The following is a 15,936-nucleotide window of genomic DNA, read 5'->3' on the forward strand; positions in this document are numbered from 1 at the left end:
GCAATGACAATAGCCACGAGGTTTGGAAATGAAATTGACTTGCTAACTGTTGGACAGTTTGCAGACAAACTCTCAAGAGAACATTACTTAAAGTCAAGACGAATATCAACTACAGTAAATAAAACGGAGGTTGAGCAAAAAATAAAAGACCTCTTTATTGCTGACTTAGGATTAGAAGAAAATCAATTGACAAGGCAAGCTTCTTTTGTGTGACAGAGAAGCACTGCAAGTAACATTGTGTTTTATGCAAGTTGGGCGTGACCAGCAAACATCAGCCAATTGCAAATCCAAGCTGTGGTTCAGGCTTGACAAACAACTTTCAACTTTAGTTCTTAAATTCAACTTTATATTTTCAATAAGCAGCGGTTATCGGCAGACGGAATACTAATTCCCAACCTGCATAAAGCCCTGCTCGTTAGGCGGAACCCGAGCCAATAGTTACTTATTTTGAAATTACTATAACAACGGGTAACAACTTAAATACTCCAAAAGTAGCAAAAATGACAGAAGTATTTCCTTAGCCTGTTATAACAGACCCTTATTTATTTTTATCAGGAATGCCCGCTATTGATCCGATTTCGGATAAAGTCAATAGCGATGATTTTGAAGATCAAACGAGGCAAGCTTTTCTAAATAGCAAAACTGTTATCGCCAAGTGTGTCCGTTATCGGCTAACGTATAGAACACCCGTGACGATACGAGCTACGGGAATAACAACCGTACACTGAATACCTAAACCGAAAATCCCATTCAACTCAGGCCTATAAGCCGGGTTCTGTCCTCCCGCTGTTGGCGGAATGGCTTATCATTTATCTGGGATGCCGGTCACCCGACACCTCGTTCGACCTACCCGCATTGGTGTTGGCCCTGGCGGGCCGCTGGCGACGAGCAGCCGCACGTCCAATGCTTATTTGGTCTTTCAGCCTCTAAGGGTTACCGTGCCTCATTAGTCACCCAATGAGCGGTAGGCTCTTACCCCACCGGTTCGCCCTTACCGGGGAGTTAATGATTGAGTAATAGAATTGTTGAATGATTGAATTAATCTTCTTGCGTCAGCTATTCAATCATTCAACAATTCAATCACTCAATCATTAACTCCCCGGCGGTATATTTTCTGTTGCCCTGTCTGTCGAACGGCCGTTCCCAGCCGTCCGCCTTCCCGTTAGGAAGTAGAGTGCTCTACGCTGCCCGGACTTTCCTCGCCCGATTGCTCGGACGCGATAAGCCAGCCTGTGTTGTTTGGGATGGCAAAGGTACAGACTTTGTGAAGAATAGTCATTACTTATAAACCGTCAACCTTTACGTCAATCCGGCCGCGCGCGTTAACAACGGCCAGCAAGGCGTTGGGCGTTAAGTAAACCTGGTCGGGCTTAATTTCATCGATATGACCATTGATGACGACGCCCTTTGCTAACTGATTGTTTTTGAGCCGTTCCTGCAACAGTTTCTGCATATCGGCAATCTGTGAACCTACCGGTATGGTAAGCTGTTTTTCGAGCGTTCGGGCAAAGGTGCCTTTTAGCAGCCAACTAGCCGACCGGGCCAATACGTTTTTTGTATCTAAATCATACTGAAGATTTTTCAGCGAAATCGTCTGATCGTGTGCATCGTAATAAGGCTGGCCTTTCAAATAGATGTCGCCGTTGATTGTTCCTTTCAGCCCGGCTTTTATAATCAGGAAGTCATTTTGTCCGTACATGTCCATACTGGTGATGGTAATGTTGTATCGGTTTTCACTGAAAGAAAAGGACTTCCCGACAAACTCTTCCGCAACCAGTTTTGCCGCTTCCTGATACGTAGCTTCACTCAACAGACCAATCTGAAAATCATCTTTTACCTGCCCCACGACCGTCAGATCGGGTAACGACACCGCCGGTCGGACGTCGGGTTTAGCGCCCGTAGTCGTCATGGTATAGCCCTCAATTCCAATTGTCGCGCGGATGACGCGTCCTTCAAAGCGAAGTGGCGTAATCAGTACCCGCTTCGGTACCACCTGTAGATACGTCCGGTATTTTTCAGAAAGAAGGTAGGGTTCACGTAACGTATTCCAGGCTTTCAGAACGGGCGTTCGAAGATCAACGTTACGTCGAATCTGCTGGTCAAGCGATTTCGTGATCGTCCCCAGATTTTTGTCGATCATCCGGCTCACAAAGCTGGTAATCGGGATATTCACCCCTACAACGCTTACGGTCGGTCGACGTACCCAGCCGTATCCATCAGCCTGTGTCTGGGTATGAACAGTCCAGTCGTGCTCAAGGTCGAATTTGGTTTTAAACCGCAGATCAATCTCAAACTCCGTTTCTTTATACTGTGTAAAACCCAGGACCGATACGCCTGCTTTGACCCAGATTCTGAGAGGAACGGTAAAATGAAACAGGCTGTCTTCGGCGCTCAACAGAATAGGACCACGCTTCCAAACCTTGGTCATGAACTGATCGCGGTTGTTGTCATCCAGGCTGTTGTCTTCATAAATCAATCCGGAAACCTGTGCGTTGATCTGCCGCTCCACATCAGCCAGCGCAATGGAAACAGGCACATGGACGGTAGACAGAAAGCGCTCGTTACGAACTTCCATTTCGGTGGTGTTATAGGCTTCTTTGGGGGCTTTCGTAGTTAGACGATTACCGGAAGGCTGGCCACAACTTAGCAGGAAAAAACTGAAACACAGAGAAACCGCGAGTAAAAACAGCAATCCACGAAAATCCGGCGACTGGCGTTGTTTATGACAATACGTTGCTTGAGTACGCTTCTTACTTGATTGTAACCTTGGTGGCACCATAGCCAAATTTCTGTTTCTGAGCGTCTTCAAAAAATTTAACGTTTGGATGCCTGCCTAATCGTTTGTGCAATTCAGTTCGGAGGGCGCCACTGCCAACCCCATGAATAAACGTAATCTCGTGCATTCCACTGGCAATGGCGTTTTCCAGTGCTTTATCAAACGTATCGAGCTGGAGTTTCAGCAAATCGGCCGGGTTTCGGGTGCCCTGACCTTTCGGCAATAACGCTTCCGTATGCAGATCGACTACCGACGATGGGCGTTCGACTGAAACCGGGCTTGTGTCAGACTTTGGCTTAAGCATTTCGGCTTTTAAATCTTCGGGCTGAATGGTGGTCGGTCTTGGGTTCGTTGCCCGATTACTATTGGGTGCTTGATCCGCCGGGGCTGCACTCGTCGCATCGGCATCCAACTGCGTCATAAAAGCGGGTTGTTGCAAAATCGGCGCAGTCGTTTTATTCTTGAAAAACGTTGACGCTCTCGCTTTAAACCGCTTTATAAATGGGGGGCGCAGGGACGATTTTCCTTCCCGATACCATAAGCCCTGCACAACAAATGTTGGCCATTCCTCAAACTTGGCGTGGGTATAGAGGTCGTTCATTTTCTGCTGCGATCGGGCTTTCAACAAACCGCTATGCAGCCCCCTAAACTGTACTCCTCCCCCAACGGCAGCCGATTCTTCCCCCAATACGTACGGAAACTCCCAATCGGTATTATTGATCAGGTGTAGCGTGTACTCCCGGTCGTTGACAGGCACAAAAGCCAGATAAATTCCCTGGTTTGCCAGTATGGTAGAAGCCGATGGAGCTGCCGTTTTCTGCGGGGCATAAGCCGTATTTTTAAGCAGTCGTTCAGCCTCTAATGGGGAAACCGGCACCAGCTCCGAACGCATGACCGGAATCCGGAAACCGTCTTCAATCTCAATTTCAATAATGTCGCCAGGTAGAAACCGGGAGATTACACCCTGTTCTTTTGCCCGCAACAAACGGACTCTATCACCAATATTCATAGTCGTCAGGAATTATAGTAGGTAGTCAATCAATATAAGGTTATTGATGGATGACTATCGATTCTCAAAAGTATAACGCATATGGGTATAAACGCTCCCGACATTTTTTTAAATCATTTCAATATACTTTTTGCTTTACTATCTAGTAGTCTCGAAACAGGACCGGCTGCACGGCCAGTTATTTCTTTTCTCCACCCTTAATCGGTCATTCCATGTGGATTGTATTTGCTTTATCAGCTGCTTTGGCAGCCGCAACGGTTGTTACACTTTCGAAAATAGGTGTTAAGCATGTTGATTCAAGCGTAGCCTTTGCCATTCAGGCGGTGTTAATCCTGATTGTGTCGTGGAGTGTGGTGATCGTACAGGGCAACTTGCCTACGGTGATGCGCATTGAGCGAAAAGTCTGGATTTATCTGATCGTCGCCGGCGTTATTACGTGCGTATCGTCGCTGCTGTCCTTTCGGGCCCTGAAGCTGGGCAATGCGTCGCAGGTATCACCCCTGACTAATTTTTCACTTGTTTTTGCGGTGATCATGGCCGCCGTTTTTCTCAAAGAAAAACTCAGCTGGCAAGTGATTGCAGGGGCTGTATTGATGGGAGTTGGAGCCCTGATGATTGCCATAGCACGGGAATGAGGTCTGTTCGTATCGACTAAAAATCTGGTGTGAAGACGTTACCTTTGCCCGATTATTCCACTACGTTCTTATGTCTGTTTCCGTTAACGAAAAACTTGACCTTGCGCACAATTTTGTTCTTCATACCAATCGAAACGTATTTCTAACCGGGAAAGCCGGAACGGGTAAAACAACCTTTCTGCAACAGATTAAGCAACTCAGTGTTAAACGACTCGCGGTAGTTGCGCCGACGGGTGTTGCGGCTATCAACGCAGGGGGCGTAACGATTCATTCACTTTTTCAGCTTCCATTCGGCCCATTAGTGCCCGGTACGACTCAACGGGAAGGCCGCAAATTCAACCGCGAGAAAATCAACCTGCTTCGTACGCTCGATCTGCTGGTGATCGATGAAATTAGTATGGTTCGGGCCGACGTACTGGATGGGATTGATGAAATTCTTCGGCGCTACCGGCATAATTCACAACCCTTCGGGGGTGTTCAGCTGCTGCTTATTGGCGATATGCAACAGTTGCCGCCCGTAATCAAAGATGACGAATGGGCGCTGTTAAAACCTTATTATCAAACCGGCTATTTCTTCAGCAGCAACGCTCTTTGCCAGACGCCCTATGTTTCCATTGAGCTAACGCATATATACCGACAGTCGGACGAGCGATTCATTAGCTTGCTGAACAGCATCCGCGAAAAAACGATCACCCAGGCGCAGCTGGCCGAACTGAATCAGCGTTACGTTCCTAATTTCGCGCCCGACGATTCGGACGGTTATATTACGTTGTCGACCCACAATACAACGGCTCAACAAATAAATAGCCAAAAACTCCAGAGCCTGCCAACGCCCGTTCACACGTTTGAAGCCAGTATCGAGGGTGATTTTCCGGCCCACGCTTACCCAACTGAAGTTAGCCTCGACTTGAAGGTTGGAGCGCAGGTGATGTTTGTGAAAAATGATGTTTCTCGCGACAAACTTTACTACAATGGCAAAATCGGGCAAATAACCAGCCTGGAGGATGATATTATCTACGTAACAAGCTCTCCCGAGAACCAGGAAATTGCGGTTTACCCAGCCGACTGGACCAACGTTCGCTACACGATTGACCCTGGCACGAAAGAAATAAAAAGTGAACCCATCGGTACGTTCAACCAGTTTCCTTTAAAACTTGCCTGGGCCATTACCATCCATAAAAGTCAGGGGCTCACGTTCGAAAAAGCGATCATCGACGCATCGGCGGCTTTCGCGCATGGGCAGGTGTACGTTGCGCTCAGTCGGTGCAAAACCCTCGATGGTCTGGTGCTGCGCGCTCCTATTCCTTCCCGTAGTATCAAAACGGAGCTGGAGTTAGAAGATTTTCACGACCAGATTCAGCAGCAGACGCCGACCGAACAGCATTTACACGATTCCAAACGTACTAGTCAGGAGCAACTGATACAGGAATTGTTTTCGTTTGAACGACTGAGTTCGCTATTATATCGGTGCCGCAAACGAGCTATCGAACATCACACCAGCCTACCTGATGCGTTGCATACACTGCTGGAGCAATTTGCAGAAATTCATACGCCTAAAGTCCGCAACGTAGCGCAGCGGTTTGTTCAGCAATTACCCAACTATTTCTCCAGCAACGATTTACCGGAACACAATACGTCTTTACAGCAAAGAATCCAGAAAGCAGCCGCGTATTTTTTGCCCTTACTGAGTAATGAGCTGCTCCCCCTCCTGCACCAGTGTCCGACTGATTGCGACAACAAGCAGATTCGCGAAACCATACAGGAAGCAATGGACGAGTTGGAAAAGGAGGTATTCGGTAAAGTACGCAGTTTTGAAAGCTGCCGGGATGGTTTCGGAGGATTAGCCTATTTGCAGGCCCGCAACCGCGCCGAACTGGATTTTCAGCCCAATCGAAAGAAAACCGAACCAACAACGGAACGTGAAAGTTCGTCGAAAGGTGGATTGTATGGTGCCTTGATGAAGTGGCGCAACGACATGGCCGGCGAACACAATACGTCAGGATTTATGGTACTTCCGCAAAAAACGATTGTGGAGTTAGCTCGCCTACGGCCGAAAACAACGGCTGAACTGCTGGCCATTAAAGGGTTTGGGAAAACCAAAGTCCGGCAGGTTGGCGATGCCATTCTGGCAATAATTCAGGAGTATACGGAACGCCCTGTTCACGCTGCTACGCCCAAAGAAAAGAAACCCAAACCAGCAAAAGGCGACTCAGATGCAGTTACACTGGCCCTTTTCCGATCTGGTAAAACCATCGACGAAATAGCCGCCGAACGGGGATTAGCCATTTCAACAATTGAAGGGCATCTGGCGAAAAGTATCGCTGCGGGTGAACTGGCCGTTGAGGACGTATTGGCTTCAGATAAATTAGACACGATTCTCACCTATCTGGAGACGTACCAACCCGCTACTATGGGTGAAGCCATGCAGGGCCTGGGCAATAAGGTAACCTACTCCGAAATTCGGTTCGTATACAATGCCATACGAGCAGAGAAAAGTAAAGCTGGCGAGTAAGAAATACTGAAATCAATACCCGCCGTAAAATTTACGTAGTCCCCATTCGATAGCCGCCAGGGTGAGCACGACGAAGAACAACCAGCGCCAGTTGATCAATTCATTCATCTCTTCAGTGCTTGTCAGGCGGGCCGGATGTGGTCGGGTCGCCAGATTCTGAACGAGATTATCGATGCGATTAGCTTTGTAGAATTGCCCACCCGTTTGCTGCGCTAGTTGCCGAAGCATACCATGGTCGGCGGTGGTATTCAGAGCCTCCAACTGCAAATCACGCACCACAAACTGCCCCGACGATTGCTCTGCCCGATTGTTAACACTGACAGTAGCCCGAAATCGGTAAGCCCCTTCGGGCAAACGACTGATTTCAAAACGACTATTTGCGGCAGTTGGCGTATAATTGTAAGATCGGGTCAATCCTTTTTCGTCACTGATTTCCAGACGAACGGGTTTATCGAACAGTCGCTCGTAGATGTCGTTGTAAAGTTCAGTTTCGAAAATGACCTTTTCGCCTGCTACGAATTCGTTACGTATTGGATACACACGGAGTTTCCGGCGGTCTTCTTTCACCGAAATAAGCTGAACAACTTTCTGAATTAACTCATCTACTACGTCCTGCTTATCCGTCAGGGCGTATTCTTCCAGTCGCCACGACCATAAGCCCTCACCGGCTAGTACAGCCGTTTTACGCGGACTCGTTACGTTCAAAGCCAGCAGTGGCTTGGTAGTCCGGACGCTACCCACCTGCTGCCATAACACTACTTCACTACCGGGTTGCAGCCTGAATTCACCATAAGGAACCGACATGGGGGGAGCTTACCGACCATCTCCAATCGGGCCGGGTCGAGGTTCAGCTGACGAAATTCTGGATTAAACACGCCCGTTACCTTATCACTCTGGTTAGGCTGGGCCGCCACCTGCATTACCGAATTCGACGTATTGAATGGCCCTAATGCGGATTGATTTCCTAGTACAAACAGAATAGGCGTATTGTTGGCAAGGTATTTCTGGATCAATGGGTTAGCTACTCCGCCATTATCCGGAATCTGATGAAGAATCAGCAGATCGTAGGTCTTGTCTGCCGGAGGAGGAGCATCAGCCGATGTTCCGGTCAGAATCCGCACATCCAGTTCGTAATTCTGATTTTTTTCGAGAATGTTCCGAATCGCCTTTACGTCGGGATGCGGAGCCAGAGCCAGCAGCAGAATTTTTTCTTTTCCATCAATAACATCCAGATACACATCCTGCCGGTTGTTACGAGTACTGAATTCTCCAGACTGCGGCAATACCTCAACTACGTAGTGCTGCACCCCTTTTTGCGTCGCCGTTGTCTGAAACGTTAGCTGGTTAAACGTATCATTTTTGCCAAAACTAACCGACTGACGGCCCAATTCCTTCCCATTCTGACGCAGAACAACCGTTGCGCTACGTCCTTGAAAGCCATTGCTTACTACTTCAGCCTGAACCGGAAACTGATTGCCTAAATACGCAATCCGGTTGGCAACAATACCTTTAAGCTGTATGTCGCGCTTCGAAATGGTGTCGCCAACTCCTACCGTCTGAACGGCAAACGGGTACTGCCCAAACGTGGGCGACAACCCCTGATTAAAAATACCATCCGACACCAGCACAACGTCGGTCAGGTTACGCCCTTCGTAGTCTGAGCGTATTCCTGACAGTAAACCCGACAGATTGGTCGTACGTTGGGTAAACGGGATCTGGGTCAGATCGCTGTCGGTTACTGAATCGCCGAACGTCCGGATCGCTACGTTCATCCCCTTATCGGTCAGTTGCTGCCGAAGGTTTTGTAAGGCAGTCAGGGTTTGATTAAGTGCGGGCCGTCCTGCCACGACTACCGACTCCGAATTATCAATGGCCAGTACTACGTTTGGTTTTTCAGTTAGTGTCCGCAGGCTTCGGATCAGGGGGTTGAGCAACAGAAAGCACAGGAAGCTAACCACCACAAAGCGTAGTGCTGCCAGCCCGTACGTAGTCCGTTTATCGAAACCGCCTACCGTCAGGCCGCTACCCGCCAGGCGAGCCGTGCCACGCTGGGGCAGAGGTTGGTACATGGCAAATGCATAAGCGGCTCCAACCAGCAAACACACCAAAATCCACCAGGGAGATGACTGAAAAATAAAATCCATAAATAAGAGGAGAAGGGAAAAGGAAGAAAGGAACAAGTGAGCCAAGAGCAATTATTCACTCCTTTCACCTTCTTCTCTTTCCTCCTTCTTCCTTTTTTAAGTTAACATTCCCCCATCCACTTGCAGCACCTGACCGGTGATGTAGCGGGAGAGATCGGATGCCAGAAAAACGGCGCAGTCAGCTACTTCTTCGGGTTGGCCACCACGTTTCATCGGAATCTGCTGTTTCCATTCCTCAAGGGCCTTCTCGTTGATTTCGCCAGTCATTTCAGTCTCAATAAATCCGGGAGCAATTGCGTTGGACCGGATATTCCGCGATCCTAATTCCAGTGCTACCGATTTCGTAAAACCAATAATCCCTGCTTTCGAGGCTGCATAATTAGATTGTCCGGCGTTACCCCGAATGCCAACGACGGATGTCAGGTTTATAATTGAACCCGATTTGGCTTTCATCATGGATTTGATGGCCGCTTTGGTCAGATTAAATACCGACTTTAAATTAACGTTTATAACGGTGTCCCATTGTTCTTCCGACATACGCATCAACAAACCATCTTTCGTAATACCGGCATTATTCACGAGTACATCGAGTTTACCGAAATCCGCCAGAACCTGCGCAATCAGCTCTTCGGCAGCCTGGTAATCGGAGGCATCGGACCGATACCCTTTAACCTGTCCGCCAAACGCACGCAATTCTTCTTCCAGCGCCTGACCTTTTTCAACATTTGATAAATAAGTGAAGGCAACCGAAGCCCCCTCCTGGGCAAATTTTTGGGCCATCGCTCGCCCAATTCCGCGCGATGCTCCCGTAATCAACGCAACTTTTCCTTGCAGTAAACTCATTTCTAATGGATAATGTATAATGACTACTGTATAATGAATAAAGTTGTGCATAAATACTCATCATGCCACATTCATCATAAAGCAAATATTATCAAAAATAGCGGTTTAGAGATAAACGGCAAGGTACTATCTAGGTACAGCATGACTTGATTGCTGAATATACTAGCCTGTTTACGCAGATCCGTCCGTCACCTGTTAAGCCTCACAGTTTCAAGTAAACTTCAACGGCGATACAAGCCATCTATACTGTTAGTCTTTGTATTATCCAATTTATTCTCAAATATTATTAACTTTAATGAAGGATGGTCTGTTAAGCTCATTCGAGATTTGTCATTTGGTATTACAAAAGAAGCCCTTTACTTTGTTGACAAATCTGGCCTGTACGCTTGTTGGCTACAACGATGCGCCTTATAAATCGGGCTTACCTCGACTAGCCATTTAACCCGACCCACCATGCTACGTACATTATTTATCATACACTTAGTAGTTTCTTTTGCTGCTACAACCGCTTTTGCCCAGAAAATTCACGCGCATAACGATTACGCCCAGCCTAAACCCTTTGTAAATGCCTATGAACAACGCGCCGATTTTATCGAAGCCGACGTCTGGCTACAGGATGGGAAACTGGTGGTATCGCACGACAAACCACAAGCCAACGCCCCTACGCTTGACTCGTTGTATCTGAAGCCTATTGCCCGACTATTTGAGCAAAACAAAGGCAAACCAAGCTCAGACCGCGATTACACCTTCAGTCTGGTTGTTGATGTGAAAGACAATCCCACCGACGTATTGCCGAAATTGATTGACTTACTGCAACAAAATCTGACATCCTTTAGTCGGTCGGCTAATCCGAAAGCGGTTCAGGTTATTGTTAGCGGCAATCGTCCGAAAATCGAAAAATATCTGGACTACCCACTGATCCAGTTCGATGGCCGTCCGAGCGAAGTGTACGATCAGGAAACGCTGCAGCGGGTTGCGCTCATCAGCGATAATTTCCGTTCCTATTCGCAATGGAATGGTACAGGTGAACTTTCTGACCTCGACCGGGATAAACTGAAACGAGTTATTAAGCGCGCGCATAGCGACAGTAAACCCATCCGCTTCTGGGCGATTCCCGACAATCCAGTCGGCTGGAAACAATTAAAGAAATTAGGCGTCGATATTCTTAACACGGATAAAGTAGCTGAGTGCGTAGAGGCCGTACGGTAGCGGGAATTTCCTTCAGGCAGTAATTGAAGCCCTAATCAGGCTGATTAAAGTAGCTGGAACAAGGTCGGTTCTTTACAGAATGGCGTGCACAATACCATTATTACGTACTGAACTGCTACTTTATGAAAACTTCCCGTTACGTCTTCTTTCCACTTAACTCATTCTTTCCCGGCGGTATCGCTTACCTGCTCTCTTCCCTATTTTTCTGTCTCACTGGGTTGGCGTCAACTACTGCAAAACCTACGCTTACCCATCGGGCTGACGTAATTATTTATGGAGGTACCTCGGCGGCCATTACGGCCGCTGTTCAGGTAAAAAAAATGGGGAAATCTGTCATTATTGTCTCCCCCGACAAGCATTTGGGTGGCCTGTCGGCTGGCGGCTTGGGGTTTACCGATACGGGGAATAAAGAAGTAATTGGCGGTCTGGCTCGTGAATTTTACCAACGCCTTTATCAGCATTACCAGACGAAAGATGCCTGGAAATGGCAGAAACAGGAAGAATACGGCAATAAAGGCCAGGGAACACCCGCCATCGACGGAGCGAATCGGACAATGTGGATTTTTGAACCCCACGCGGCCGAACAGGTTTTTGAGGATTTTGTACGGGAATACAAACTCACCATCTTTCGCAATGAATGGCTCGACCGGTCAGCCAAAGGTATCGTAAAGCAAGGCAGTTCTATTCGCTCGTTCCGTACGCTGAGTGGTACGGTGTACGAGGGGAAAATGTTCATTGACGCTACGTACGAAGGCGACCTGATGGCTGCGGCCGGTGTACGCTACCACGTTGGACGTGAAGCCAATAGCGTTTACAACGAAAAATGGAATGGCGTCGAAACGGAAGTCTTCCAACATGGGCACCATTTCAAAACAAACATCAGCCCGTATAAAATACCCGGCGATCCAGCTAGTGGCCTGCTACCCGAAGTATCGTCAGATAAGCCGGGCGAAAAAGGAACGGGCGATCACAAAATCCAGGCGTATTGTTTCCGTATGTGTTTGAGCAATCACCCCGACAACCGGGTCGCTTTCCCAAAGCCTGAGGGGTATAATCCTGCCCGGTACGAACTCCTGGCGCGTGTGTTTGCAAGTGGCTGGCGCGAGACTTTCGACAAATACGATGCCATTCCGAACCGAAAAACGGATACCAACAATCACGGCCCGTTCAGTACTGACTACCTTGGTAAAAATTACGATTATCCGGAAGCTACTTATGAACGCCGTAAGCAGATTATCAAGGATCACGAATTATACCAGAAAGGACTTATGTATTTCCTGGCGAATGATCCTCAGGTTCCGGCCGATGTTCATGAAAAGATGCAGCAGTGGGGGCTGGCAAAGGATGAGTTCGTTGATAATGGCAACTGGCCTCATCAGCTATACATTCGCGAAGCGCGTCGGATGCTGGGTGTATTTGTGATGAAAGAAGCCGATGCGCTGGGCAAGACCAACGTACCGCAACCAATTGGCATGGGGTCTTATGCCCTGGATGCCCACAATTCGCAACGTTACGTTAAGCCCGATGGTTTCGTACAGAATGAGGGAGATATTGGGGTTCACCCCGACAAACCTTATTCCATTGCGTATGGATCTATTCTCCCTAAAGAGAGTGAGTGCACTAATTTATTGGTACCCGTTTGTGTATCAAGCTCACACATCGCTTACGGTTCAATCCGGATGGAGCCCGTATTTATGATTCTGGGTCAGTCAGCAGCAACGGCCGCTGTTCTATCGATCAATAACAAGGTTACCCCGCAGCGGTTGCCGTACGAAAAATTGAGCAACGTATTACTGGCTGACAAACAACGCCTGACTTTGTGAGGCTTTACGTATCAAGGAGTAAACTAAGCTGAAGTCTGACTTTCTAGAAAGTAGCTATTTGGCCATCAGGTCAAATCCTGCAGTATTGCCCTCTGTACATGGAAATCATAAACTGATAAATCCTGAAACCTAATCCTTTCTATCAACGATGGATATCCCACAAATCAAAAAGGCTCCCCTTACCTACGACGTTGTGATTGTTGGCTCTGGCGCGGGTGGTGGCATGGCAGCGTATATGTTAGCCAAAGCTGGCGCTAAAGTGGCTCTGCTCGAAGCAGGCGGCTACTACGATCCGGCCGACCCAAAATACATCACACAGCTTAAATGGCCGTGGGAATCGCCACGACGTGGGGCCAGCACAGCAGCTCGCTCAGGCGGAGATTTTGACGCTGCCTGGGGAGGCTGGGACATCGATGGAGAACCTTATTCAGCCAAAGGCGGTACCGAATTTCACTGGTTTCGCTCCCGCATGCTGGGCGGACGTACCAATCACTGGGGACGTATTTCTATGCGTTTTGGTCCCGATGACTTCCGGCGCCGTTCGTTAAGCGGTGTTGGCGATGACTGGCCGATTACCTACGAAGACATGAAGCCCTTTTATGACCGGGTAGACCGACTCATTGGGGTATTTGGATCGGTGGAAAATCTGCATAACGAACCCGATGGCATTTTTTTACCGCCCCCAAAACCACGGCTTCACGAATTGATGCTTCGCAAAGCTGGTACCAGTATTAATATTCCGGTCATTCCATCGAGGTTGAGTATTCTTACCAAACCAATCAATAAGGAAAGAGGACAGTGCTTTTATTGCCATCAGTGCGGTCGGGGTTGCCAGGCATATGCCGACTTTTCGTCTTCATCGGTACTGTGTATTCCAGCCGTCAAAACGGGAAACGTAACGCTGATCAATGGGGCGATGGCCCGCGAGGTTCTGACTGACCAGCAAACGGGGCTGGCAACGGGTATCAGCTACGTAGATACCCGCACCTTGCAGGAAATAACGATACGTGCCAAAGCAGTCATGCTGGGCGCCAGCACCTGCGAATCGGCCCGTATTCTGCTGAATTCAAAGTCGGCCCGGTTTCCAAACGGACTGGCCAACAGCAGTGGTGTTGTCGGAAAGTATTTGAATGACTCGACCGGAGCCAGTCGGTCAGGGTTTGTACCGGCCCTGATGGACCGCAAACGCTACAATGAAGATGGCGTGGGTGGCATGCACGTATTTACACCCTGGTGGCTCGACAATAAAAAATTAGATTTCCCACGAGGTTACCACATTGAGTACGGCGGTGGCATGGGAATGCCAGGCTATGGCTTTGGGAGTGGCATCGAATCGTTGAATGGTATGATTCCTGGCCGTGATGGCAAAACAAAGCCAGGTGGCGGGTATGGAGCCAGTCTGAAAGACGACTACCGGCGGTTTTATGGCGCCTACATCAGCATGGCGGGCCGGGGTGAGCCGGTTCCCCTTGAAAGTAACTATTGCGAAATCGACCCGAATGCCGTGGACAAGTACGGTATACCCGTGTTACGTTTCCACTATAAATGGTCGGACTACGAGGTAAAACAAGCCAAGCACATGCAGGATACCTTTGAGGAAATCATTCATGCAATGGGTGGTATTCCGCTTGGCCCAAAACCAGGCCCGGATACGGCACACGGCTATGGACTGGCTGCCCCCGGCCGTATTATCCATGAAGTGGGTACGGTACGTATGGGGAATGATCCAAGAACCTCGGCGCTAAACAAATACCAGCAGGCTCACGATGTGAAAAACCTGTTTGTGGTTGATGCAGCTCCCTTTGTTTCGCAGGGCGACAAGAACGTAACCTGGACAATTCTGGCGGCCTCTATGCGTACGTCGGAGTACTTAATCGATCAGGTGAAGCAAAAAAGTATTTAAGGATTTTTAATAAACCAAAAGCGGTCGTACGTTCAGGCGCTAATCCGGTCATTACGTGTCCGGTACATCCTGACCGTACGACCGCTTTTTATATTTCTCTAGTAGTAAAGACCAGTTATGGATACCATTACGTACTTTATTGTCGATGTGTTTGCCAGCAGAAAGTATGAAGGCAATCAACTGGCTGTTTTTCTTGATTTAAACGATCAGATTTCGGGCGAGCAAATGCAGCGGATGGCGCGGGAGATCAACTTTGCTGAAACTACGTTCATCAAAGCCAATAAGAACAATCAACGCTTCGTCGTAAAAATCTTCACTCCCGAGCATGAAGTTCCGTTTGCAGGACATCCTTCACTGGGTACAAGCTACGTCATCGCAAGATTTCTTCTGCCTGAACCCATCGAAAAACTAACACTTGAGCTGATTCACAGCGACATCGATATTTCTATTCCAGAGCCAAACAATCTGGATGAAAGCATTTTCTACATGCGCCAGACGCAACCAGAGTTTAGAGAGACTTTCGACCCTGAAGAATTAACAGAAGCTCTTGATCTCCATCCGGACATTATTGATAGTACGTTGCCTGTTCAGGAAATCAGCACCGGCCTGCCCTACATTATTATTCCTCTGCGAAATTTAGCCGCTATGAATAACCTTGATATTACGTATCAATCGTTTAAAAATTTTCTGATATCAAAGAAGAAATACCGCACTAACAGCCCAACCGGGCATTCCACATCACTTTTCTTTTACTGCCGGGAAACCTACGATCAGGCGAATGATTACAATGCCAGAATGCTGTTGATCGAAAACAATAAGGTGTCGGAGGATGTGGCTACGGGTAGCGCTAACGGCTGCCTGCTCGCTTATCTTTTGAAATACGAACAGGCGAAGGTTAAAGCTACCGTTGAACAGGGCTTTCAGCTTGGCCGGAAATCCTTCATTTATCTGGATGGCGAACGTACCGATGATCGCTACATAATCAATGTTGGTGGGACAACCAAATTGATCTCGCAGGGTACGTGGTATCTATAGATTGATTTTAGCTTGCTCCACAAAAAAAGCCGCCTGATAGCTAATCA

The 15,936-nt window shown here is 48.2% G+C and carries 10 protein-coding genes, 1 other RNA gene and 1 pseudogene; 7 read left to right on the forward strand and 5 right to left on the reverse strand.

Annotated elements, in window-relative coordinates:
• Window positions 1–3: 3 nt before the first annotated feature.
• Complete coding sequence (locus LN737_RS22240; protein ID WP_405512034.1) at window positions 4–213, forward strand: hypothetical protein; 210 nt, start codon at window positions 4–6, stop codon at window positions 211–213.
• 535 nt (window positions 214–748) lie between these two features.
• Here the strand turns inward: LN737_RS22240 and rnpB are convergent.
• From rnpB to LN737_RS22255, 3 genes are all read right to left on the reverse strand, one after another.
• Window positions 749–1,237: RNase P RNA component class A (gene rnpB / locus LN737_RS22245), an RNA gene on the reverse strand.
• A 45-nt stretch (window positions 1,238–1,282) separates the two neighbouring features.
• Window positions 1,283–2,575, reverse strand: a complete 1,293-nt coding sequence (locus LN737_RS22250) for a DUF4403 family protein (protein WP_405512036.1) — start codon at window positions 2,573–2,575, stop codon at window positions 1,283–1,285.
• Between the two features lie 175 nt (window positions 2,576–2,750).
• Window positions 2,751–3,785 (reverse strand): Smr/MutS family protein, encoded by a 1,035-nt coding sequence (locus LN737_RS22255; RefSeq protein WP_405512038.1) that lies wholly within the window; start codon window positions 3,783–3,785, stop codon window positions 2,751–2,753.
• A gap of 212 nt (window positions 3,786–3,997) precedes the next feature.
• Between LN737_RS22255 and LN737_RS22260 the strand changes: the two genes are divergently transcribed.
• Complete coding sequence (locus LN737_RS22260) at window positions 3,998–4,420, forward strand: EamA family transporter (RefSeq protein WP_405512040.1); 423 nt, start codon at window positions 3,998–4,000, stop codon at window positions 4,418–4,420.
• A 70-nt stretch (window positions 4,421–4,490) separates the two neighbouring features.
• On the forward strand, window positions 4,491–6,932 hold the full coding sequence (locus LN737_RS22265) for a helix-turn-helix domain-containing protein (RefSeq protein WP_405512042.1): 2,442 nt from the start codon (window positions 4,491–4,493) through the stop codon (window positions 6,930–6,932).
• A 12-nt stretch (window positions 6,933–6,944) separates the two neighbouring features.
• Here the strand turns inward: LN737_RS22265 and LN737_RS22270 are convergent.
• Window positions 6,945–9,076 (reverse strand): annotated as a pseudogene (locus tag LN737_RS22270) (VWA domain-containing protein).
• Window positions 9,077–9,172: 96 nt separating this feature from the next.
• Window positions 9,173–9,919 (reverse strand): 3-oxoacyl-[acyl-carrier-protein] reductase, encoded by a 747-nt coding sequence (fabG, locus tag LN737_RS22275; RefSeq protein WP_405512044.1) that lies wholly within the window; start codon window positions 9,917–9,919, stop codon window positions 9,173–9,175.
• 453 nt (window positions 9,920–10,372) lie between these two features.
• Between fabG and LN737_RS22280 the strand changes: the two genes are divergently transcribed.
• The 4 genes from LN737_RS22280 to LN737_RS22295 all read left to right on the forward strand — a co-directional run bounded on the left by LN737_RS22280 (window position 10,373) and on the right by LN737_RS22295 (window position 15,889).
• Complete coding sequence (locus tag LN737_RS22280; protein WP_405512046.1) at window positions 10,373–11,128, forward strand: phosphatidylinositol-specific phospholipase C/glycerophosphodiester phosphodiesterase family protein; 756 nt, start codon at window positions 10,373–10,375, stop codon at window positions 11,126–11,128.
• Between the two features lie 122 nt (window positions 11,129–11,250).
• Window positions 11,251–12,951: an FAD-dependent oxidoreductase gene (locus LN737_RS22285; protein ID WP_405512048.1), complete on the forward strand. Its 1,701-nt coding sequence runs from the start codon at window positions 11,251–11,253 to the stop codon at window positions 12,949–12,951.
• Between the two features lie 148 nt (window positions 12,952–13,099).
• Window positions 13,100–14,854, forward strand: coding sequence for a GMC oxidoreductase (locus LN737_RS22290; protein ID WP_405512050.1), 1,755 nt, complete (start codon window positions 13,100–13,102; stop codon window positions 14,852–14,854).
• 117 nt (window positions 14,855–14,971) lie between these two features.
• Entirely contained in the window at window positions 14,972–15,889 is a 918-nt protein-coding gene (locus tag LN737_RS22295) for a PhzF family phenazine biosynthesis protein (RefSeq protein ID WP_405512052.1), read from the forward strand.
• The last annotated feature ends 47 nt before the right edge of the window (window positions 15,890–15,936 follow it).

The sequence above is a fragment of the Spirosoma sp. KNUC1025 genome, assembly GCF_045160025.1.
Lineage (GTDB): Bacteria > Bacteroidota > Bacteroidia > Cytophagales > Spirosomataceae > Spirosoma.